We start from the raw sequence: 22720 nt of genomic DNA, 5'->3' as shown, positions 1-22720 counted from the left end.
AATTTGACATATGAAAGCCAAGACCCTTTGGCAGCCTCACAGGACTACATTTAAAAGGGCTCTACTTATCGTATATGCTTACTCGATCTTGTTGATCTGTCTCTTGCAAATCAACTTCGATACGCTCTTCACTAGATGTTGGAATGTTCTTTCCTACATAATCAGCGCGAATTGGTAATTCACGATGACCTCTATCAACAAGAACAGCTAATTGGATTTGTGATGGTCTACCTAAATCCATAAGAGCATCCATTGCTGCTCGAACTGTTCTTCCTGTATATAACACATCATCCACAAGGATAACTTTTTTCTTCGTAATATCTACAGGAATATCAGAACCTTTTACAAGTGGTTCTTTATGTTTCGATTGTAGTGTTAAATCATCACGATACAACGTAATATCTAACTCTCCTACTTCCATCTCTTTTCCTTCAATTTGACCAATTCGTTCTGCCAAACGTTGTGCAATAAAAATTCCACGTGTTTTTATTCCGACAAGAACACAATTATCGACACCTTTATTTCGTTCCACGATTTCATGACTAATTCGTGTTAAAGCGCGGCGAATCATTTGGTCATCTAAAACGACAGCTTTCTCTTGCATGCTCTACACCTCCAAGTTTTTTTCTTGCGTGAGAGTAATGGTATAAAAAAAGTCCTCTCAGCGTGTGCGAGAGGACTTTTGAAAAAAGGGTACAACATACCCTAAGTATTTCAAACCGTTACCTTCTCAACCTCACGGGGCTGTGTTAAAGGATCATTATTTAACTGTTGTCAGTATCTCAGTTTTCTTATGATTTGTCAATACTATTTCCGTAAAATATTTAGCGCTTCTTCAAACACTTCTGGAATCGGTGCCTCAAACTCAATATATTCACCAGTACGAGGGTGATCGAAACCTAAAATCCCTGCATGAAGTGCTTGTCCATTCATATCTAATGTTTTCTTCGGACCATACTTTGGATCCCCTGCAAGTGGATAACCAATATATTTCATATGAACACGAATTTGGTGTGTACGTCCCGTTTCTAAGCGGCATTCTACAAGTGTGAAATCCTTAAATCGCTCTAACACTTGGAAATGTGTAACTGCATTCTTACCATTTTCATCAACAGTCATACTTTGACGTTCTTTTTTATCACGACCAATTGGAGCATCAATTATTCCTTTATCATGTGGAATTACACCATGTACAATCGCTTTATAACGTCTTGTTACCGTTTTTGCTACAAGTTGATTTACAAGTGATTCATGCGCCATATCATTTTTAGCAACCATTAATAATCCAGATGTATCCTTATCAATACGGTGTACTATACCAGGACGCATTACACCGTTAATACCTGATAGGTCTGTACAATGATGCATAAGTCCGTTTACAAGCGTACCCTTCGTATGCCCTGGTGCTGGATGTACTACCATGCCACGCGGCTTATTTACAACTAGTACATCGGCATCTTCATAATAAACTTCTAAATTCATATCTTCCGGTTGAATATCTAACTCTTCTGGCTCGGGAATTGTTACTGTAATTTCATCATTTCCTTTTACTTTATAATTCCCTTTAACTGATTTCCCATTTACTGTCACAACAGCATCTTTAATCCATTGCTGCACTTGTGAACGTGACCATTCACTGTTTATTTCTGCAACGAATTTATCAATTCGCTCGCTTTTTTGTTCTTCTGCAACTGTTACTTGTACTACTTCACTCATTCAATTACTCCTTCGCTTTCTTTCCTTCTAATACTGTTTGAATAATAATTAATACAACTCCAATACATAATGCTGAGTCAGCTATATTGAATACCGGATAGTTGTACGAGAAAATATACACGTGAATGAAATCCACTACTTCTTGTCTAAATACACGATCAATAAAATTGCCAATTGCTCCGCCTAAAATTAGACCTAATGAAATACCTAGAAGCTTGTCCGTTTTCGCATATTTTTTCATATAAAATACGATAAATGCTACGAAAATGACTGTAATAATGTAGAAAAACCACATTTTATTTTCTAAAATACCCCAGGCAGCTCCTCTATTTCGATGAGATGTTATGTATAATACATTATCGATAATCGGAATGCTCGTACCCAATTCCATGTTCTTTACAATTAGCCACTTCGATATTTGATCGATGGCAATGACAAATAACGCTATTACATAATATATCATTTTCATTTCCCCCACAAAGACAGTGTACCTCAAAATTTTAGCATAGCTGCTACCTTTTCACAATGAACCTTTGTAGAAGAATAAAATAAATTAAAAAAAGGTAACATAATATCGTTGTGCGTATTTCATACATTTACCTTTTCATAGAAAAATTCATGAATAGTACGAGCAGTCGGCATTGTTTTCATTTGTTTTGTAGAAATCGCTCTTCCAGTTTCTTCACAAATACCGTACATATCTATTTCCATTTTAAACAATGCACGTTCTACATCTTTTAAATCCTCTTTTATATCATGTAATAGCAATTTTTTCTTTGTCTCTTCCTTTATTTCGTATCCAAGTTCTTGCCCAAATTCCATATAGTATGTGTGCATTACTTCTTTCGCCAATCTATCTTGCAACTCTTTTCTCATCAATTGTAATTCTTCTTTTATTTCCATATAAATTTCATTCACGTGTACATTCCTCCCAGCTGCAATGTACAATTAGTGTGTCCGAAATTTCCACGCTTACCTCACACACATTTTTCCTTCATAGGAAAGAGAGTGAAAGTTATTTTGATATATCATCAACAAAAAACTGACTGCTATTATGAGCAGTCAGCTTTTTTTCATTATTTTACATAATTTTCTTTAACAACCGTTGCACAACGCTCACATAATGTTTCATGTTCTGCATCTTTACCAATTGTTTCTGAAACAACCCAACAACGTTCACACGTCTCACCTGTCGCCTGTGCTACAACTACAGCTGTATGCTCATACTTTGGTGCATCTGTTGGTGCTTCTTCAATTGTACCACCAAGTTTATACTCAGAGACGATGAATAATTGCTTTAAGTCTTCGCTAATAGACTCTAACATAGCCTTCATTTCTGCAGTCGGATATAGCGTAATGCTCGCATTTAATGACTTACCAATTACTTTCTCATTACGAGCTACTTCTAACGCTTTTAAAACGTCATCACGTAATGTCATAAATGCATCCCATTTTGCTCTTAACGCTTCTGAACCCTCTACTTCTGTAGCTTCTGGCATATTAGTTAACTGTACGCTTTCTTCTTCTGCACCAGGAACATATGGCCATACTTCATCAGCTGTATGAGGTAAGATTGGCGTTACAAGTTTCGTTAATGCAACAAGAACATCATATAATACAGTTTGAATTGCACGACGATCCGCGTGATCTGCACCTTCAATGTATAAAATGTCTTTTGCAAAGTCTAAGTAGAATGAACTTAGATCAATTGTACAGAAGTTGTGAATTGCATGATATACAGCAGCAAAGTCATATGTTTCATATGCATCTTTTACTTTTGTAATTAAGTCATTTAACTTCACTAACATGTAACGATCTACTTCACGAAGTTCAGCTACCGCTACTGTATTTTCACTTGGATTAAAATCATCTAAGTTTCCTAATAAGAAACGGAATGTGTTACGGATTTTACGATACACTTCTGCTACTTGTTTTAAAATATCATCTGAAATACGTACATCAGATTGATAGTCAACAGAAGATACCCATAAGCGTAAAATGTCTCCGCCTAATTGATCCATAATTTTCTTCGGTACGACGATGTTTCCAATCGACTTACTCATTTTACGTCCGTCACCATCTAGTACGAAACCATGGCTTAGTACGCCTTTATACGGAGCTTTACCAGTTACAGCAACTGCTGTTGATAATGAAGAGTTAAACCAACCACGATACTGGTCAGATCCTTCTAAATATAAATCAGCTGGACGTTGTAAGTCTTCGCGCTCTTCTAATACCGCTTGGTGAGAAGAACCTGAATCGAACCATACATCCATGATGTCTGTTTCTTTACGGAATTCACCATTTGGGCTACCTGTATGTGTAAATCCTTCTGGTAATAAATCTTTCGCTTCACGCTCGAACCATACGTTAGAACCGTGCTCACGGAATAAATCTGCTACATGATTAATTGTTTCATCTGTAATAATTGGATCACCATTTTCTGCATAGAATACAGGAATTGGCACACCCCATGCACGCTGACGAGAAATACACCAGTCACCACGGTCACGAACCATATTATGAAGACGAGTTTCTCCCCATGCTGGTACCCATTTTGTTTCCGCAACAGCTTCTAATAATTCTTTACGGAACGCTTCAATAGATGCAAACCACTGCGCTGTCGCACGGAAAATAATTGGTTTTTTCGTTCTCCAATCATGTGGGTATGAATGCGTAATGAATGTTAGTTTCAGTAACGCGCCTACTTCTTCTAATTTTTCCGTAATTGGCTTGTTAGCTTTATCATAGAATAAGCCTTCAAATCCAGGTGCTTCATTTGTTAATACACCTTTATCATCAACTGGGCAAAGTACTTCTAAGCCATACTTTTTACCAACAACGAAGTCATCTTCCCCGTGTCCTGGTGCTGTATGAACACAACCTGTACCTGCATCTGTTGTTACGTGCTCTCCTAGCATAACTAATGAGTCACGATCGTAGAATGGATGTTTTGCAACTGTATACTCAAGTTCGCTACCTTTTACCGTTTTCACAACTTCAGCATTTTCCCACTCTAACGTTTTTGCAACTGTCTCAAATAGTTCAGAAGCGATGATATATTTCTCATCATTTACTTTCACAATAGCATATTCAAGTTCTGGGTGAACAGAAATACCTAAGTTTGCAGGTAACGTCCAAGGCGTTGTTGTCCAAATAATGTATTTCTCATCACCTTCTAATACGTTCTTTCCATCTTTTACAGGGAATGCTACGTAAATAGATGCTGATTTTTTATCTTGATATTCAATTTCAGCTTCTGCTAAAGCTGATTCACTTGTTGGAGACCAGTAAACTGGTTTTTGTCCTTTATAGATATAACCTTTTTTCGCCATGTCACCAAACACTTTAATTTGTTGTGCTTCATAAGCTGGCTCTAAAGTAATATATGGATTATCCCAATCTGCACGTACACCTAAACGCTTAAATTGTTCACGTTGACGTTCTACTTGCTCATATGCATACTCTGCACATAACTTACGGAACTCAGCAACTGTCATTTCTTTACGCTTTACACCTTTATTTGTTAAAGCTTGCTCAATTGGTAAACCGTGTGTATCCCAACCTGGTACATATGGTGCACAGTATCCAGTCATTGATTTAAAACGAACAATAAAGTCTTTTAACACTTTATTTAGTGCGTGTCCCATATGAATGTCACCATTTGCATATGGAGGTCCATCATGTAGTACAAATAAAGGACGGCCTTTCGTATGTTCTTGTACCTTTTCATAAATATTCATTTCAGCCCATTTTTCTTGCATTGCAGGCTCACGTTTCGGTAAATTCCCACGCATCGGGAATTCTGTTTTTGGCATTAGTAATGTATTTTTGTACTCCATGCTCAATTCCTCCTTAAATATATAAACGACAGACCTTAAAAAAGGGAATAAAAAAGAGACCTCTCATCCCCAAAAAGGGACGAGAAAGTCTCCCGCGGTACCACCCTAGTAGACCATATACAAATGCATAAGGTCCTCTTTATATTCTTAACGCGAATATACGCCTACGCTTACTAAATTTGTTCAGCGCGGAACTCCAGGGTGATATTCCCATTATCTCCTTATCCTGAGCTTACACCATCCTCAGTTCGCTATATAAGGTATGAAAAAGGTACTTATCCCTATCTTCGTTTTTCTTAATAAATATGCTGTTTAAAATTATATGTAATAATGAGAAAAACGTCAAGCTTACACTGTTTCTTCTTTTTTCAACAGTTCGTCCACTTCGTCTTCTAATTCAATTAGTTTATCCCAATCATCGTTGTTTAACATTTCAAGTTGTGTTTCTAATAACATACGGAAACGAGTTCGGAATACTTTCGCTTGTTTCTTCAACTCTTCAATATCAAAAGCAACTTTTCTTGATTTCACTAACGCTTCATTAATGATACGATCTGCATTTTTTTCTGCTTCACGTACAATTAATTTTGCTTCTTTTTGTGCATTACGCTTCACTTCTTCAGCAGCTTCTTGTGCGACAATGATAGATTTGTTCAGCGTATCTTCAATATTAGAAAAATGATCTAACTTTCCTTCTAATTGTGCAACCTTTTCTTCTAAAGCTTTTTTCTCACGAATGACTAATTCATAATCTTTGATGATTTGATCAAGAAACTCATTTACTTGATCTTCATCGTAGCCACGAAACCCGCGACCAAATTCTTTGTTATGAATATCTAATGGTGTTAACGGCACAACGCCACCTCCAAGTAGTTATCTAAATTTCCTCTTTCAATTATATCTTTTCTTCGACAAAATAAGAGAATTTCCTTCTAAAAAACCAATCATTTTAGTATACCATACAAAACTCTCCATTTGTCGCGCTTCGTTTTACCTTCTACAGAAAATAATTTACTTCGTCCATACCCTCTAACCGAGAAAACATCCCCTGGAAAACATTCATACGAAGTTTGCTCTACTGTTTTCCAATTGACTTTTACTAAGCCACCTTTTATAAGAGGCTGTACCTTCTGCCTAGATATATGTAGCATTTCAGCTAATAAAACATCTAGACGAAGTGACGAAACAGTCCCAGATTTTTCTCCCCATTTTTCACCTACACGCAAAATTTTCTCTACTTGTATAGGAGAGAGTGTGACTTTCATTTTCCCTATTGATTGTAAGTTCATTTCAATATACGATACAACTTCTTTGGCAACTGCAATTTGGGCACGGTCTTCTTGAAGCAAAATATCACCACATTTTTCCCTTGTTAAACCAAGCGACATGAATGCACCTAATATTTGCCTATGTTCTAGCGTAAAAAACTTGGAAGGATAGTCAATTTCTAATACTTCTACTTGAAATTCCTCTTCATTTAATTCTAGATAATCTGGATAAATTAGTGCTCTTTTCCGTTCGGCTTCAGGCATCGCACCATCAAACCGTACAGCTACATCTCCTTGCCCTATTACCATAGAAACAATTTGTTGCTGTCTTGGATCAAGAAAATCTGTTAACTTGACTTGATGGTACTCAGCAGCCTGTTTCCACTCTAATACTTTATCCACAAAGACCTCTTCATCAGGTCTAAAATGCTCATAGATGCTCATGTATTTAACCTCACACTATAAAAAATAGTTGAATAAACTCACTAAACCACCTCTAGCAAGTTTCAAGGCAACAATAGCAACAAGTGGAGAAATATCAATCATACCAAATGGTGGAATAAACCTCCTAAACGGCTCTAAATACGGTTCGCAAATACGCGCAAGAAAATCTCCAAAAGCTGATTCCTTTGCGCCAGGAAACCATGATAGGAGAATGTAAATAATTAGTGCCCACGAGTAAATCTCGATAGCAGTAAGTAACACTGTTAAAACTGTTGTCATGGCGTATTACCACCTCTTTATATTTGTCTCTTCTTCTTCACCGAATAACTCTGAAATCGCACCAACGATATCAACATTTTCAGGTGTACACATAAATGTTTTCGGGCCTATTTTTTGAATATCCCCGCCTATAGCGTATACAGTACCACTTAAAAAGTCAACGATACGTACAGCTTGATCTGTAGACATTCTTTGCAAATTAATTACAACAGCTCGTCTACCTTTTAAGTGATCCGAAATGCCTTGCGCTTCCGAATATGTACGTGGTTCTAGTAAAACAACTTTTGAAGATTGCTTCGCTGTTTCAATACTCACTACATTTTGCTTCGGTTGCACTTTCGCAAACGGAACATCTTGTTGTTCTGGGGGATCTTGTTGCTTTGTCATGTCTGTTTGCTCCTTTTCATAACTATATTGAGCTGCTTCTTTTTCTTCCGGTGTGTCAAAAAAGAAGTATTTTACTTTTGACCAACTCATAATAACTTTCTCCTTCCTCCTACGCTTTTCCTACTAAAACCGTTCCCAAACGAATATATGTAGCGCCTTCCTCAATTGCAATCGTGTAATCATTTGACATTCCCATTGATAATTCTTTACATGGTGCATGTAATAATTCTAGCTCCTGCACCTCTGTTTGTAGCATGCGCAATTCCTTAAAGCAGCGACGAATCTCTTCCTCTTCTCCTGTAAACGGAGCCATTGTCATTAATCCTACCACTTCAATCTTATCCAATTCTTGCAAACTTTGAATAAAAGAAATTGTTTCTTCTATCGCCAATCCTTGCTTTGATTCTTCAGATGATGTTTTCACTTGAATGAAGCATTTAACTTTCTTATCAGCACGTTTTTGAATTTCTTTTGCAAGCGAAAGACGATCTAATGAATGTAAATAATCAATCTCATTAATGATTTCTTTTACTTTTCTCGTTTGCAATGATCCAATAAAATGCCAATTCACTTTTGAACCGAAATGCTCGTATTTTTGTAAGAAACCTTCATTTCTATTTTCACCTAAATCAATAATTCCTGTTTCAATTACTTCGCTTGTTTTTTCAATCCCTACAGTTTTTGTAACTGCAACGAGCTTAATATCTTTCATCGAACGTCCAGCTCGTACACAAGATTCTTTAATTACTTCGTTTACATCTGCTAAATTCCCTTGCACTGTCACTTACTTCACTCCTCCTTAAAACCTATGAAACTCAACATTCTCCCCGTCTTACCTTGATCACGACGATGAGAGAAAAATAATTGTTCTTCACAGCTTGTACAAAGAGATGACATTACAATATGTTCTTCTTTTATGCCTGCTTGTACACATAATATACGATTAACTTCTTTTAAATTAATTGCATACTGACCATCAGAAATTACTTTATGAGGAACAGATCCGTTTACTACTTGCTGTGCTGCTGTTAATACACGATCATCAACAACATAACAACATGATCCGATTGCAGGACCAATTGCGACATGAATTTCATCACTTGAAACACCTTCTGCATTCCACTTTTGAATCATTTCTTTCGCAATCTCTGTTACAGTCCCTTTCCACCCAGCATGCGCAAGTCCTATCATATCATGTGATGGTGCATAAAAATAGAGCGGAACACAATCAGCGTAACAAGATGTTAAGAGAACATCTTTGTTAGTCGTATAAATGCCATCCGTTTTTGGAATACCGTCTTCATATGAATAAACGCCTTTCCCTTTTTCTTGCAGTCCTACTTTCTCAACATGATGGTCATGAACTTGTTCAGAGCAAATCCATTTTTCTAATGGTTTTTGTAACTTATTAGCTAAAATGCGTCTGTTTTCATGAACATTCTCCACGATATCATTCACATGTAATCCTAAATTCATCGCATGAAAGGAGCCTGTACTTACTCCACCATCTTTTGTCGTAAATCCAACAGTAATGTTTCCAAGTTCTTTCCACGCTTGTAAATACAGTATACCGTCCGCATATTTAAATGGTTCTCTCATAAAGCGACTCCTTTTAATTAAAATAACAGAAAAAAGTATGGTACTTCCTGTCTATTTTACCATACTTTTATTTTTTCATAATGACAACAGAAAAAAAAGAGGAATTTGTAATATTCTTTATGAAATTGTCGGTGTTTGTATTGATTCTGTTACAGAATTAACATGATCTACTTTTACAAGTATGACATCTTCTCCAATTTTCATAATTTGCTCCCAAGGAATCACAAATTCTACTTCCTTCCCAAAGAGTCCAAGCATTCGTGCCTGCTTAGAAATAATAACCGCCCTAATCTTTCCTGTGTCTATATCAATATCAATATCTCCAATATTCCCAAGCCTCTTTCCATCTGAAACATTTACAACATCCTTCATTTGAAACTCCGAAATCCGTATCATATTCATCCTCTCCCTTATATCATGAATCGTAAGTACGCTCTCAAATAAAGTGAAACCTTAATCAGTGGGATTATCCCCATCCCTACTGATTATTAACCCATGCCAATCGGACTTTTACGGGCAGTCCCGCTTCCATCTAACTTTTTACTTCAGCCTAATTTCGAAGCGGATAAACAGTATATAACCGCTACTAATAGAACATCCATTTTATTTTCATTATATGAACCTACCCAATCTACTATGAGCGCAAAATATTATATATAAAAAAGACCTCACCATAACTGGTGAGGACCTTATCCTTGAATCGTCTTATTCATTTGCTTAATAGCAGACTTCTCCAAACGTGATACTTGCGCTTGAGAAATCCCAATTTCTTCGGCAACTTCCATCTGTGTCTTTCCTTGAAAGAAACGTTTTCGAATAATCATTTTTTCACGATCATTTAAACGCTTCATTCCTTCTTTCAACGCCAGTTCTTCAACCCACTGCTCGTCCTTTTGTTTTTCATCCTTTAATTGATCCATAACAAAGATAGGATCTCCTCCATCGTTATAAATCGGTTCAAATAATGAAACCGGATCTTGAATCGCATCTAGTGCAAAAACAATCTCTTCATGTGTCACTTCAAGAACTTTCGCAATATCCATTGCTGTTGGTTCTTTTGAATTTTCAGCAATCAATTTTTCTCTTACTTGCAACGCTTTATACGCAATATCTCGTAATGAGCGAGATACACGAATTGGATTGTTATCACGCAAATATCTACGTATTTCTCCAATAATCATCGGCACAGCATACGTTGAAAACTTTACATTTTGGCCTAAATCAAAGTTATCAATGGATTTCATAAGTCCAATGCAACCAACTTGAAATAAATCATCAACATATTCTCCTCTGTTATTAAATCTTTGGATGACGCTCAGTACAAGACGTAAGTTTCCATTCACTAATTTCTCTCTGGCGCTTATCTCTCCACTTTGCATTTCACGAAATAATTTACGCATCTCTTCATTTTTTAGTACTGGAAGTTTAGCTGTATCAACACCGCAAATTTCTACTTTGTTTCTCGTCAAAGTGTTCCCTCCTATCGGGAGTTGCTGTACAGTGTAAAGTATTTCCTTTGAAGGGGATTTTATGCATACGGTTTTTCCATCATTTTTCACAAATATCATATTTCCTAATGCACAAAAAAAGAATAAGACCAGTCTAGATACCGACTGGTCTTATTCTTCACACCATTTTATTAAATTCTTTTCGTAATCTTTTTATAATTCTTTTTTCCAAACGAGAAATATAAGACTGTGAAATTCCAAGCATATCAGCCACATCTTTTTGTGTCTTCTCTTCACCACCAGCGAGTCCAAACCGAAGCTCCATAATTTGTTTTTCACGGTCATTTAATTGATGCAATGCTTTCATTAAAAGATGACGATCTACAGTAGCTTCTAAATCTTTTGTAATAATGTCATCATCTGTACCTAAAACATCTGATAGTAACAGTTCATTTCCGTCCCAATCAATGTTAAGCGGTTCATCAAAAGAAACTTCCGAACGATTTTTATTATTTCGACGCAAATGCATTAAAATTTCATTTTCTATACAACGAGATGCATATGTTGCTAATTTAATTTTCTTTTCTGGATTAAATGTATTCACTGCCTTAATAAGACCAATTGTTCCTATACTAATCAAATCCTCAATATTAATCCCTGTATTTTCAAATTTTCTTGCTATATATACAACAAGCCTTAGGTTACGTTCAATAAGCATCGACCTCGCAGCTTGATCTCCATTTGGTAATTTATTCAAAAGAACTGCCTCTTCTTCTTTCGTTAACGGCGGTGGCAACGCTTCACTTCCACCAATATAATAAATTTCATCGGTCTTAATTCCTAATTTCAGCAATACTTTATACCAAAGGTATACCAAATAAAATTTAAATTTCACCATATTATCCCGCCTCTCATAATTAAGCAATTACCATCTTTTGCGAAATCAACATTTTCGGATGTACAATGCATTGATACTCACCATTAGTAGATAATTGTTGTGTATTTAATCCAATCAGTACTTTGTTTACAACAACCGAACTACCTTCATGATAAACTCGCACACAATCTGGCTTAATTGCCCATAAAAATTGATTCTCTACTCCTACTGCTCGGAAAGGAATTAAACGTAGTTTCGTCGCCCATCCAGAATCATTTTCTGGTATTTGAGGAATTTCTGTTTTGGAATAAATTTGTTCTGTTAACCAAGCTGGCAAAAAATGTTCTAATGATGAAATATGCATAATCATAACGGGTGTTTTCGTTAACGGGTCATAAAGTTGGTTCCCACTATCAATTAGACCTGCTAATTCTAGTTCCTCTCCAGCTAATTGAATTTCCACTTTCACGATTTGATCATAGTGTATCTTTGTGACCTCTACGCTTTCTATACGCTTTTTAGAAAAATAATAAATTACTGGAAAACCAAAAATAACAAATACCCAACTAATTGGATCACCGTAAGAAACTGATTTAGATTGAACTAATCCATTTACCATTTCGTTCGTTTGCAAAAAGTAATGCGTTCCAATTAATCCTCCACCAACCATAAAGGTTACAAAATAGAAAGTAAAAACAGTTTGTGTATAATTTCTAAATGTCGAAAACCCAAATGCTGTATACACAATAAGTAACGAGTACAATAGTTTCATAATTGGATGTGTCATCATAGAAGCAAAAGGCGTAAAGGCGAAAATAACAATAGTTGAACCTATAAATGCCCCTAACACAAGCCTCCATCTTTTGATTCTCTTTTTTAACACGGTGGCTGTTAATAAAAGTAAAAGAAAATCAATGCAGGCGTTTAACAACCAGACAATGTCGGCGTAAACAACCAAACAATTCACCTCTTTTTTTAAGTTGAGACTAGTATAATGCATATCCAATAGGAAAGTGTGTCAATTGGTGGAGGGATTTTTTTGTTATTTTGTGATTTCTAGACATAATCTGTCGGTAAAAAATAAAAGTGTATTTTTCATAGAATAATATAAATTTTTTACTTGTATACATAATAATTGAATTATATATATACAAAGTTTATCTTGCTATTTGCGGGCAGTAAGACCTTGCCTCAAAATTCAGCTATAAAAAAGGACAGAAGTTAAGTGGGAGTCGGGCTAACAATCATTTTTGGATGAACACCCCCGACTAATTAAAGTTTCAATTTATCACAGCTTATGGCTTAAAAATAGGACTGGGCTCTCCATATGCAAAATAGTAAAAAAAGATCTGCTTAGCAGATCTTTTCCATTTAGACAACAAAAAAAAAGGAGCATGAAAGCTCCTTTTCTTTTATCGTCTACGACGGTTACGTAAGAATGCTGGAATATCGATGTCATCTGAATCTGTATGACGATCATGCACAACCGGCTCTTCACGTTTCATTTCACGCTTAACTTCACGTTGTTTTGAAGGTTGAGCTACTGGTTGTTGTTGCTGTTGTGTGTGATTCGCAGTCGGACGGATAATTGGTTTTGGTGGTTGTGTCGAAGCACTATCATCAAAACCAGTTGCAATTACAGTGACAACGATATCATCTTTTAATCCTTCATTAATAACAGAACCGAAGATCATATTTACTTCTGGATCCGAAGCTGAAGCTACAATGTCTGCTGCTTCTTGTACTTCATATAAACTTAAGTTTGCGCCGCCCGTAATGTTCATAATAACACCTTGAGCTCCATCAATAGATGTTTCTAGTAATGGACTAGAAATCGCTTTTTTCGCAGCTTCAGCAGCACGATTTTCACCATTACCAGAACCGATACCCATTAAAGCAGAACCTCTATTAGACATAATTGTTTTGACGTCTGCAAAGTCTAAGTTAATTAGACCTGGTGTAGCAATTAAATCAGAAATACCTTGAACACCTTGACGTAATACGTTATCTGCTTCACGGAACGCTTCTAACATTGGCGTATTTTTATCAACAATCTCTAATAAGCGATCATTTGGAATTACGATAAGTGTATCTACATTTTCTTTAAATGACGCAATACCAGATGCAGCTTGAGTTGCACGTTTACGCCCTTCAAATGTAAATGGACGTGTTACAACACCAACTGTTAACGCGCCTAGTTCTTTTGCAACTTGAGCAACAACTGGAGCTGCACCAGTTCCAGTTCCGCCGCCCATACCAGCAGTTACGAAGACCATATCCGCGCCACGAAGCGCTTCTTGAATCTGTTCTTTACTTTCTTCTGCAGCTTTTTTCCCTACTTCAGGGTTTGCGCCTGCACCAAGTCCACGCGTTAATTTTCCACCAATTTGCATTTTCGTTTCAGCTTTTGATAGATTTAATGCTTGTGCATCAGTATTCACAGCGATAAAGTCTACACCTTGTACACCGTGTTCAATCATACGGTTTACAGCGTTGTTTCCGCCACCGCCGACACCGATAACTTTTATATTCGCTAATTGATCTTGAGTAGTATCAAACTCTAACATGTCGAAATCCCCCTAGAACCTCATTTTTCGTGTCCAATTTTAATCCCATAAATAACGGAATGCACGTTTTACTTTTGACATCATGCGGTCATCATTTTGATTAGTATTGTTTTGATTACGAGTTTTTTGTTTCGCAGGTTGCTGTTGTACCGGCATTGGTGCTGGTACTGGTTCAAAATGTTCTTGCTTTTCCTGCACATTTTTCCCACGTAATTTAGCTTTTTGATAAGAATGTTTAATTAATCCAACTCCACTTGTATATTGAGGCTCACGAACACCAATATAATCAGGAGTTGCTATACGAACATTTTCATGTAAAATATCGTATGCAAGATCAAGAACACCTGGCATAGAAGCTATCCCACCAGTTAGTACATATCCAGAAGCAGCTTGCTTTACTCCTAACTTATGCACTTCATCTTGAACAAACATTAAAATTTCCTCTACACGAGCCTCTATTATATCCGATAATTCCAACTGAGAATATTGTTCTGTTTGATCGCTTCCCATAATAGGAACCGTAAACATCTCTTCTTCAGATGCTGTATCATAAAAAGCATGTCCATATTTCAGCTTAATTTGATCTGCATTTTCTGTTGAAGTTTTCAGCCCAATCGCTATATCCTTCGTTATATGATCTCCACCTAATGGCAATACGCTCGTTGCTTGCAACTCTCCATCTTTAAAAATAGATAAGGTTGTAGATCCTCCGCCCATATCAACAAGGGCTACCCCTCTATTTCTTTCATCCGAAGATAACGCAACTGTCGCTGCCGCTAAAGGTTGCAGACAAATATCAACAATTTCAAGACCTGCTTTTTCTACACAACGAAGTAGGTTATGTAGTAAAGTTCTCGAGCCTGTAATAAGTGTACCTTCCATTTCTAATCTTACACCGATCATCCCGCGTGGATCGTTAATCTCGTCAAGACCGTCTACAATGAACTGTCGAGGTACCACATCAATAAATTCACGTTCAGGAGCAATTGACACAACTTGCGCTGCATCTAGAACGCGTAAGACATCTTCATTCCCGATTTCACGATCTTCATTTGAAACAGCGACTACTCCGTGACACGGGAGCAACTGTACCTGGTTTGCATTGACACCTACTACAACTTGCTCAATGTGGATACCCACCATGCGCTCAGCTTGTTCAATTGCTTTTTTAATTGATCGAACAGTTTCATCTATATCAACTATCGATCCCTTTTTCAAACCATTTGATTTTACGTTTCCAACACCAATAATGTTTAAGCTATCATTAACCATTTCACCAATGATGACTTTAACATTGGATGTACCGATGTCAAGACTAACATATATTTCATTGCTGTTCATTCTTTGGCACCTCCTTCTTTATTTATACCATACAACTCAATATATGGAACAACAATCGCAACTTTACTATTTATAAGAAAAATATTCAACGTCTTTGTACGTTTCCCTTTTTTAACCCTATATTTTTCTTATTTTTATTTAACATTCATTTAAGAATATCGCAGTAACCTGTGAATAACTGCTCTATCTTGAAATAATTATATTTCAAGTGTAAAGATTACCGCCAAGTATAAGTCTACACTAAGATGTACTTGTAGAAAAGTGAAACTTGTACCAATCCTAGTATGAATCTAAGAAAATTTACATTTTTTTCATCAAATTAAGCATTCTTGCAAATTAGCATCCATATAAAAGAACGTTTGTTTCATTTCATACGTAATAACGCAGTAAAAACTATCATTCTATTCTTTCTTTTCTTCAGCACCTAGTTCCTTCGTATATGCACCCACTTCTAAGTCAATTAAAACCTTCTTACCAGGTTCAATTGTTTTTAAAATAAGTGGATAAGCTTCCATTCGCTTTGCGAAATTTTGAATAGTGGTGCTCACTTCATATCCTTCATTCATATATAAAGTAAGATGATCTTCATTTGCGTTCGTTGGTGTATAACGGATTTCAGAAATAGACCTTAAAATAGTTGGCGTTAATTTTTCTAGTTCTGCAATTAATTCCTTCATTTTTTCCTCTTTAAATGGTTCAAAAATTGGTGCTGCAACTGGAAGCTTTCCGTTCGGAAGTACATCGAGTGTTTTCCCATTTTCTAATAACGGTTGTAATTTCCCATCTTTGTTTATATAGCCAATTGTTAAATATTCTTCGATATGAACATCAATTTTGTTTGGGAAACGTTTTTTTACATTTACCTCTTTAATTTCTTTTCGTTTCGTTAAGTTTTCTTCTGCTTTATGTGCTGTTACTCGGAAATAACTCGTATCATATGTCACACCTGATTCCTTCATAACTTGTTCATCTGTCATATAATGATTTCCAAAGACACTTATCTTTTTTATATTACTAAGCGGAGACCGAAAATAAATTAAAAAGAGTACTAATAAAAATAAAATCGATATGTATAAAATTAACCGATGATTAACAGGTTTCTTATTTTTTTTATTTTGATTCTTTAATTTTGGTACACGATCTTGTAGTTTAATCACTTTACTATTTTTCATGTACGATCCCCCTATGTAACATAAAGAACGGCATGTTCCTCATGCCGTTCTTATCTTCTTATTATAACATAAATGATAATGAGCGGAACGAACAACCGTTATCTTCCAATTATTTCTACTTCTGTATGCATATCAACACCAAATTTATCTTTAATTGTACGCTTTACCAATGCGATTAAGTCTAATACATCTTGCGCTGAGGCCACACCAGTATTAACAATAAAATTCCCATGCATTTCAGAAATTTGAGCTCCACCTATTGTATAACCACGAAGCCCTGATTTTTCTATTAAATCTCCTGCAAAATAGGGGACTGGATTTCGAAATATACTTCCTGCACAAGGGTGATTCCAAGGCTGCGTTTCACGGCGATACTCTTTATTCTTTTGCATGCTTCTTACAATTCCCTCGCGTTCGCCTACCTCTAATTGGAATTCAGCTTCCAAAACAATACCAGGGCGTTTCATTTGCAGTACAGATGTGCGATAAGAAAAGCCCATTTCGGTATTCGTCAACCAATTAATTGTTCCATTGTCAAACAAAATACGAGCTTTCGTTAATACACTCGATATGTCGGACTTATGAGCGCCTGCATTCATATACACTGCACCGCCAACACTTCCTGGAATACCACTTGCAAATTCCAGGCCCGCTAATCCCTGTCGACTAAGTAAAGTTGACAATTTAATAAGGGGATATCCAGCACCGACTCTTACTCTATGTTTTTCGACTTCTAAATGGTCTAATCCTTCTCCTAAACGAATAACCACACCTTCTATACCTTGATCAGATACGAGAAGATTTGAACCACGACCAATTGCAGTCCACCTTGTCTTGTACTTCTTTACTAACTCTAGAGTCTTCTCAATACCAGCAACATGCTTTGGTACAATTAAAATATCAGCTGGTCCGCCTATTTTCATAGTCGTGTAACGCGCTAACGGTTCATTAACTAACACGCGACCAACATTTGCTTCTAAAAGCTCTTTTACTAATTGTTCCATAGACAATCTCCCCCATATCAAGTCTCCTTATTACAGTAATATGCGGGGCGTTCACCTAATGTTATTTTTTAATAAGCTTGTTCATTACTTCATATAGCTTATTTGCTGCATCTGGAATACCAAGTTGCTTAGTAGCCAGTTTCATATTTTGTAATGTTTGTGTATCCAATAAAATCTCATCAATGTCACGAATAAGCGTTTCAGATGTTAAATCTTTTTCAAGTAGCATTTTAGCTGCTCCTTTATCAACAACTGATCGTGCATTTTTTTCTTGATGGTTATTTGTTACGTACGGACTTGGAATTAATACACTCGGCTTTCCTAACGCTGTTAATTCTGCAAGCGTTGTAGCCCCTGCCCTTGAAACAACAAGATCTACACCCGTCAGCACCTCTGGCATATTATGAATAAAAGGTTTAATAATAACATTATTCGGATTCCCTTTTTGTTTCACGGCTTCCATAACTTTATCATAATGTACTTCGCCTGTTACATATAATACTTCGTAACTTTTATTCCCAAATTGTTCAATCGCTTCTACAAAAGCATCGTTAATCGGTCTAGCCCCGCGGCTCCCACCAAAAATAAGCACGGATTTTTTAGAAAGGGATAGTCCTACCGAACGTTTTCCTTTCATTCCATTTTGGTCCATTACTTCTGATGCACGTGGATTACCTGTCATAACCACTTTTGACTGTGGAAAATGTTCTGCAGCTGCTTCAAAACAAACTGCAACTTTATCGACATAACGACTTAAAAATTTATTCGTTACACCAGGTACACTATTTTGTTCATGGACAATAGTCGGAATACCTAATTTAGCCGCAGCATATACAACTGGCCCACATACGTATCCACCCGTACCAATCACAATATCAGGGTTAAAACGACGAATATATCGTTTACTATCTTGAACACCTTTTAGGAAACGCATCACGGTTTTTACATTATCAAGAGATATTTTTCGTTTAAATCCACTTATAACAATAGATTGGAACGGAATACCCGCTTTCGGTACGATGGTACTCTCTAATCCATTCTCTGTACCAATGTATAAAAATCTTGCTTCCGGATTTAGTTTTTTTATTTCTCTAATTAAAGCAAGAGCTGGATAAATATGTCCTCCAGTACCCCCACCACTTACTAATACTCGCACTACTGATTCCTCCACTTCCCTGTTCTTATTCAATCGTATTTATTTCTATATACATATTGTATTTTCACACACACACGAAAAACCCTGTCTTTTAAACAGGGTTTAATAGCGAGAATGGCGACTTATATTCAATAATACACCTACTGCCATTAACATTAAGGTCAAACTTGATCCACCATAACTTAAAAATGGCAAAGTAATACCGGTAACAGGCATCAGTCCTGTTACAACACCAACATTAATCATTACTTGAATCGCAATCATCGCCACAATACCTACTGCTAAAAACGTACCATATAAATCTGGCGCTCCTAATGCTATACGAATCCCACGCCATAATAATAGACTAAATAATAATAACACAAATGAACCACCAATAAAACCTAATTCCTCGGATAAGATTGCAAATATAAAGTCTGTTTGTGGTTCAGGTAAATAAAGAAATTTTTGTCTACTTTGTCCAAGTCCAAGCCCAAATAAACCACCAGGTCCAATTGCGAGTAACGATTGGATAATTTGAAATCCACTTCCGAGCGGATCCGACCACGGATCTAAATATGATGTGATGCGTTTCATTCGATATGGCGCTGATGCAATTAACCCTACAAATCCCGCTGCACCAAGCAAACCAAACATTGCAAAGTGAAAGACCCTTGCTCCCGAAATAAATATCATAATAATACATGTCCCAATCATTACCGTTCCCGTACCAAGATCTGGCTGTAACATAATTATCCCAAAAGCAAGAAATACAAAACTAAGAGCCGGTAGTAAACCTCGTTTAAAAGATGTAATTAATTTTTGTCGTTCCGCTAAAAATTTTGCTAAGAAAATAATCATCGCGAATTTCATAAACTCTGACGGTTGGATAGAAAATGCCCCGATTCCAATCCAACTTCGCGCCCCTCCACGAACGAGACCTACTCCAGGAATAAGAACGAGAATAAGAAGAACGAAACAAACTAGTAAAATTACTTTTGAATACGTACGCCATACCCAATAATCAATTTTCATCAGAAAAAACATAGCTACTACCCCAAGACTTGCAAATAACAATTGTCTTTTTGCAAAAAAGAATGAATCCCCCATTTTATAAGAGGCCCAAACCGCACTCGCACTATAAACCATAATCATTCCGATTGTTAACAACGCAAGTGTAACGATGATGAGAATAAAATCAGGCGTTTTCTTCATTACCCATGAACACCACCTCTTTGGGCAGAACCTTTGCCCTATGTAACAAAACATCAGTAGGTGTTAGCCTACTGATGTTTTGATTTACTTTATATAAGTTTATGCACAGCTTGTATAAAAATGTCTCCTCTTTCTTCAAATGTTTTAAATTGATCCCAGCTTGCACATGCTGGTGAAAGAAGAATTACATCACCATCGGTAGAATGAGCATAAGCTTTCACTACTGCATCATCTAAAGTATCGACACTTTCAATTACATCTAATCCTGCTTTTTCTGCCGCTCTTACTAATTTTGGTGCAGTTTGTCCAAATGTCACAATCGCTTTGACATGTTTAAAATATGGAATTAAATCATCAAATTCATTACCACGATCAAGTCCACCAGCCAATAATACAATCGGTTGTGTAAATGCAGATAATGCTTTTTCTGTCGCTAGCATATTCGTCGCTTTTGAATCATTATAAAATTTACGATTATTAATCGTTGTTACATATTCTAAGCGATGTTTTACACCTGTAAAACTTTTTAACACAGCAGTAATTGCTTCATTAGAAACACCTAGTAATTTAGCAATACTCATTGCTGCTAAAATATTTTCTAAATTGTGCTTACCAGGTAAAACAATATCACTTACTTTAACTACTTTTTCGCCTTTAAAATAAAGAGCGTTATCTTTTATATACGCACCATCTTCAATTTCTTTCGTCGTCGAAAATAATACTTTCTGTCCTTTACTATATGCCGATAACGCCATGACATCTGCATCATCTGCGTTAATTATACTATAATCTGCTTCAGTTTGGTTTTTGAAAATATTCGCTTTCGCCAAACCATACTCTTTCTTCGTCCCGTGATAATCTAAATGCGCTTCAAATAAATTTAAAAAGGCTGCAATTTTTGGTTGGAACGATTCCACTCCCATCAATTGAAACGATGAAAGTTCCGTAACGACAACTTCATTTTCCTTCGCCAATTGTGCAACTTCACAAGCTACAGTACCTATATTCCCCGCAATAACTGGGTGCTTTTGTCCTTCTTTTAACATTTCAAACGTTAACATTGTCGTTGTTGTTTTACCGTTAGATCCCGTAATCCCAACAAACGGTGCTGCTGAAATGGAATATGCTAATTCAACCTCAGTTACAATTGGAATTTGTTTTTCTTTCGCCGCCACTAAGAGTGGATTAGAATATGGAATTCCTGGATTTTTTACGACAAGTGAAATGTTTCTCTCCAGCAATTCTAATGGATGCCCACCACACACAACATCCATTCCTTCCGCTTGTAACTCAGCTGCAAGCACATTACCCGCTAATGGTTTCCCATCATTTACAATGACGTTTGCCCCTAACTTTTTTAATAAAGTAGCTGCTGCATAACCACTTTTAGCAATACCTAATACAAGAACATTTTTATTTTGATATTCAGTTACAGTTTTCAATTACATCCACACCCCGATATAAATTCCTAGCACAGCTAATAAAAATCCTACAGACCAAAACGTTACAACAACGCGCCACTCTGACCAACCACATAATTCATAATGATGATGTAATGGACTCATTTTAAAGACACGCTTTCCTGTTGTTTTGAACGAAATAACTTGGATAATAACAGATAAAGTTTCCGCTACGAATACACCGCCAATAATAACGAGTAACAATTCTTGTTTTAACAAAATCGCTACAGCTGCGATAGCACCACCTAAAGCTAGAGAACCAGTATCCCCCATAAATACTTTCGCTGGATTCGCATTGAATACTAAAAAGCCAAGTACAGCTCCTACGACTGCCATACAGAAAATCGCTACCCCAAATTGTTCTTGAGCTACAGCAATAATACTAAATGCTCCGAATGCAATAGCAGCTGTTCCTGATAATAAACCATCTAAACCATCTGTTAAATTAACCGCATTTGATCCACCAATAAGCATAAATAATACGAGAACAAAATACGCCCAGCCTAATTCAAATTTAACATCAGTTCCTGGAATCATGATATACGTGTGAAATGCTTGCCCTTTTCCAATTAAAAAGAACGCAATAGCAATTACAAGCTGACCAATCAATTTTTGTTTTGATGTTAAACCAAGATTTCTTTTCTTTACTACTTTTATGTAGTCATCTAAAAATCCGATTAATCCGTACCCAAATGTAACTAATAATAACAATGATACTTCTGCACCTAAATTGTTAAATTTAATCGCCATAATAAGCGTAGTCACCATCATAGATACATATATGACAATACCACCCATCGTTGGTGTCCCTGATTTCTTTTGATGTGACTTCGGTCCTTCGTCACGAATACTCTGTCCGAACTTTAACTTTCTTAAAAATGGAATAAATAATGGCGAAAGGGCAACAGAAATTAAAAATGCTACCCCAGCCGTTACTAATAAACCTTGTTCAAGCACATGTAGTCC

23 protein-coding genes and 1 other annotated feature are annotated in these 22720 nt (G+C 36.4%); all 23 genes read right to left on the bottom strand.

Features of this window, described 5'->3' with window-relative positions:
- Positions 1-61: 61 nt before the first annotated feature.
- Positions 62-604, bottom strand: a complete 543-nt coding sequence (pyrR, locus tag MKX66_RS00290; protein WP_001156489.1) for a bifunctional pyrimidine operon transcriptional regulator/uracil phosphoribosyltransferase — start codon at positions 602-604, stop codon at positions 62-64.
- Between the two features lie 203 nt (positions 605-807).
- Entirely contained in the window at positions 808-1716 is a 909-nt protein-coding gene (locus MKX66_RS00285) for an RluA family pseudouridine synthase (protein WP_002033761.1), read from the bottom strand.
- 4 nt (positions 1717-1720) lie between these two features.
- Positions 1721-2179 carry a lipoprotein signal peptidase LspA gene (gene lspA, locus MKX66_RS00280; protein ID WP_002128849.1) on the bottom strand — a complete coding sequence of 153 codons (459 nt, stop codon included), beginning with the start codon at positions 2177-2179 and terminating at the stop codon, positions 1721-1723.
- Positions 2180-2304: 125 nt separating this feature from the next.
- Positions 2305-2634, bottom strand: coding sequence for a hypothetical protein (locus tag MKX66_RS00275; RefSeq protein ID WP_002014715.1), 330 nt, complete (start codon positions 2632-2634; stop codon positions 2305-2307).
- A 158-nt stretch (positions 2635-2792) separates the two neighbouring features.
- Positions 2793-5558 (bottom strand): isoleucine--tRNA ligase, encoded by a 2766-nt coding sequence (gene ileS2, locus MKX66_RS00270; RefSeq protein ID WP_061689331.1) that lies wholly within the window; start codon positions 5556-5558, stop codon positions 2793-2795.
- A 72-nt stretch (positions 5559-5630) separates the two neighbouring features.
- Positions 5631-5855 (bottom strand) — a binding site (T-box leader).
- A 51-nt stretch (positions 5856-5906) separates the two neighbouring features.
- A complete protein-coding gene (divIVA, locus tag MKX66_RS00265) occupies positions 5907-6413 on the bottom strand; it encodes a septum site-determining protein DivIVA (RefSeq protein ID WP_001131609.1) in 507 nt (168 codons plus the stop codon).
- An 89-nt stretch (positions 6414-6502) separates the two neighbouring features.
- Positions 6503-7270, bottom strand: coding sequence for a YlmH family RNA-binding protein (locus MKX66_RS00260; RefSeq protein ID WP_002033759.1), 768 nt, complete (start codon positions 7268-7270; stop codon positions 6503-6505).
- A gap of 15 nt (positions 7271-7285) precedes the next feature.
- Positions 7286-7549, bottom strand: a complete 264-nt coding sequence (locus MKX66_RS00255; RefSeq protein ID WP_002014720.1) for a YggT family protein — start codon at positions 7547-7549, stop codon at positions 7286-7288.
- Between the two features lie 6 nt (positions 7550-7555).
- Complete coding sequence (locus MKX66_RS00250) at positions 7556-8026, bottom strand: cell division protein SepF (RefSeq protein ID WP_193651963.1); 471 nt, start codon at positions 8024-8026, stop codon at positions 7556-7558.
- 19 nt (positions 8027-8045) lie between these two features.
- Positions 8046-8720: a YggS family pyridoxal phosphate-dependent enzyme gene (locus tag MKX66_RS00245; RefSeq protein ID WP_002033757.1), complete on the bottom strand. Its 675-nt coding sequence runs from the start codon at positions 8718-8720 to the stop codon at positions 8046-8048.
- 5 nt (positions 8721-8725) lie between these two features.
- Positions 8726-9535 (bottom strand): peptidoglycan editing factor PgeF, encoded by an 810-nt coding sequence (pgeF, locus tag MKX66_RS00240; RefSeq protein ID WP_002128855.1) that lies wholly within the window; start codon positions 9533-9535, stop codon positions 8726-8728.
- A gap of 117 nt (positions 9536-9652) precedes the next feature.
- Positions 9653-9931 carry a YlmC/YmxH family sporulation protein gene (locus MKX66_RS00235; RefSeq protein ID WP_012261605.1) on the bottom strand — a complete coding sequence of 93 codons (279 nt, stop codon included), beginning with the start codon at positions 9929-9931 and terminating at the stop codon, positions 9653-9655.
- A gap of 293 nt (positions 9932-10224) precedes the next feature.
- Positions 10225-11004: an RNA polymerase sporulation sigma factor SigG gene (gene sigG, locus MKX66_RS00230; protein ID WP_002014725.1), complete on the bottom strand. Its 780-nt coding sequence runs from the start codon at positions 11002-11004 to the stop codon at positions 10225-10227.
- 157 nt (positions 11005-11161) lie between these two features.
- A complete protein-coding gene (sigE, locus tag MKX66_RS00225) occupies positions 11162-11881 on the bottom strand; it encodes an RNA polymerase sporulation sigma factor SigE (protein WP_002128857.1) in 720 nt (239 codons plus the stop codon).
- A gap of 19 nt (positions 11882-11900) precedes the next feature.
- A complete protein-coding gene (gene spoIIGA, locus MKX66_RS00220) occupies positions 11901-12818 on the bottom strand; it encodes a sigma-E processing peptidase SpoIIGA (RefSeq protein ID WP_033709394.1) in 918 nt (305 codons plus the stop codon).
- 454 nt (positions 12819-13272) lie between these two features.
- Positions 13273-14427 carry a cell division protein FtsZ gene (ftsZ, locus tag MKX66_RS00215; protein WP_002014730.1) on the bottom strand — a complete coding sequence of 385 codons (1155 nt, stop codon included), beginning with the start codon at positions 14425-14427 and terminating at the stop codon, positions 13273-13275.
- Positions 14428-14466: 39 nt separating this feature from the next.
- Positions 14467-15768 carry a cell division protein FtsA gene (ftsA, locus tag MKX66_RS00210; protein WP_002014731.1) on the bottom strand — a complete coding sequence of 434 codons (1302 nt, stop codon included), beginning with the start codon at positions 15766-15768 and terminating at the stop codon, positions 14467-14469.
- A 401-nt stretch (positions 15769-16169) separates the two neighbouring features.
- Positions 16170-16940 (bottom strand): cell division protein DivIB, encoded by a 771-nt coding sequence (divIB, locus tag MKX66_RS00205; RefSeq protein ID WP_002014733.1) that lies wholly within the window; start codon positions 16938-16940, stop codon positions 16170-16172.
- 98 nt (positions 16941-17038) lie between these two features.
- Positions 17039-17944: a UDP-N-acetylmuramate dehydrogenase gene (gene murB / locus MKX66_RS00200; protein WP_002033752.1), complete on the bottom strand. Its 906-nt coding sequence runs from the start codon at positions 17942-17944 to the stop codon at positions 17039-17041.
- A gap of 61 nt (positions 17945-18005) precedes the next feature.
- Positions 18006-19100 (bottom strand): undecaprenyldiphospho-muramoylpentapeptide beta-N-acetylglucosaminyltransferase, encoded by a 1095-nt coding sequence (murG, locus tag MKX66_RS00195; protein WP_002088269.1) that lies wholly within the window; start codon positions 19098-19100, stop codon positions 18006-18008.
- Positions 19101-19202: 102 nt separating this feature from the next.
- Positions 19203-20294: a stage V sporulation protein E gene (spoVE, locus tag MKX66_RS00190; RefSeq protein ID WP_002014736.1), complete on the bottom strand. Its 1092-nt coding sequence runs from the start codon at positions 20292-20294 to the stop codon at positions 19203-19205.
- An 89-nt stretch (positions 20295-20383) separates the two neighbouring features.
- On the bottom strand, positions 20384-21736 hold the full coding sequence (gene murD, locus MKX66_RS00185; protein WP_002142942.1) for a UDP-N-acetylmuramoyl-L-alanine--D-glutamate ligase: 1353 nt from the start codon (positions 21734-21736) through the stop codon (positions 20384-20386).
- Entirely contained in the window at positions 21737-22711 is a 975-nt protein-coding gene (gene mraY, locus MKX66_RS00180) for a phospho-N-acetylmuramoyl-pentapeptide-transferase (protein WP_002014738.1), read from the bottom strand.
- Positions 22712-22720 lie beyond the last annotated feature (9 nt).

Origin of the sequence: Bacillus sp. FSL R9-9530, from assembly GCF_038008145.1 — a bacterium.
GTDB classification, from domain to species: Bacteria; Bacillota; Bacilli; order Bacillales; family Bacillaceae_G; genus Bacillus_A; species Bacillus_A mycoides.
Note: the sequence above shows the minus strand (reverse complement) of the source record. Positions and strands in the feature narration are given on the sequence as shown.

Coding starts and splice junctions, on each gene's coding strand:
- pyrR (WP_001156489.1), bottom strand. CDS start 604: ATGCAAGAGAAAGCTGTCGTTTTAGATGACCAAATGATTCGCCGCGCT.
- MKX66_RS00285 (WP_002033761.1), bottom strand. CDS start 1,716: ATGAGTGAAGTAGTACAAGTAACAGTTGCAGAAGAACAAAAAAGCGAG.
- lspA (WP_002128849.1), bottom strand. CDS start 2,179: ATGATATATTATGTAATAGCGTTATTTGTCATTGCCATCGATCAAATA.
- ileS2 (WP_061689331.1), bottom strand. CDS start 5,558: ATGGAGTACAAAAATACATTACTAATGCCAAAAACAGAATTCCCGATG.
- MKX66_RS00260 (WP_002033759.1), bottom strand. CDS start 7,270: ATGAGCATCTATGAGCATTTTAGACCTGATGAAGAGGTCTTTGTGGAT.
- MKX66_RS00255 (WP_002014720.1), bottom strand. CDS start 7,549: ATGACAACAGTTTTAACAGTGTTACTTACTGCTATCGAGATTTACTCG.
- MKX66_RS00250 (WP_193651963.1), bottom strand. CDS start 8,026: ATGAGTTGGTCAAAAGTAAAATACTTCTTTTTTGACACACCGGAAGAA.
- pgeF (WP_002128855.1), bottom strand. CDS start 9,535: ATGAGAGAACCATTTAAATATGCGGACGGTATACTGTATTTACAAGCG.
- MKX66_RS00235 (WP_012261605.1), bottom strand. CDS start 9,931: ATGATACGGATTTCGGAGTTTCAAATGAAGGATGTTGTAAATGTTTCA.
- sigE (WP_002128857.1), bottom strand. CDS start 11,881: ATGGTGAAATTTAAATTTTATTTGGTATACCTTTGGTATAAAGTATTG.
- ftsZ (WP_002014730.1), bottom strand. CDS start 14,427: ATGTTAGAGTTTGATACTACTCAAGATCAATTAGCGAATATAAAAGTT.
- ftsA (WP_002014731.1), bottom strand. CDS start 15,768: ATGAACAGCAATGAAATATATGTTAGTCTTGACATCGGTACATCCAAT.
- divIB (WP_002014733.1), bottom strand. CDS start 16,940: ATGAAAAATAGTAAAGTGATTAAACTACAAGATCGTGTACCAAAATTA.
- murB (WP_002033752.1), bottom strand. CDS start 17,944: ATGGAACAATTAGTAAAAGAGCTTTTAGAAGCAAATGTTGGTCGCGTG.
- spoVE (WP_002014736.1), bottom strand. CDS start 20,294: ATGAAGAAAACGCCTGATTTTATTCTCATCATCGTTACACTTGCGTTG.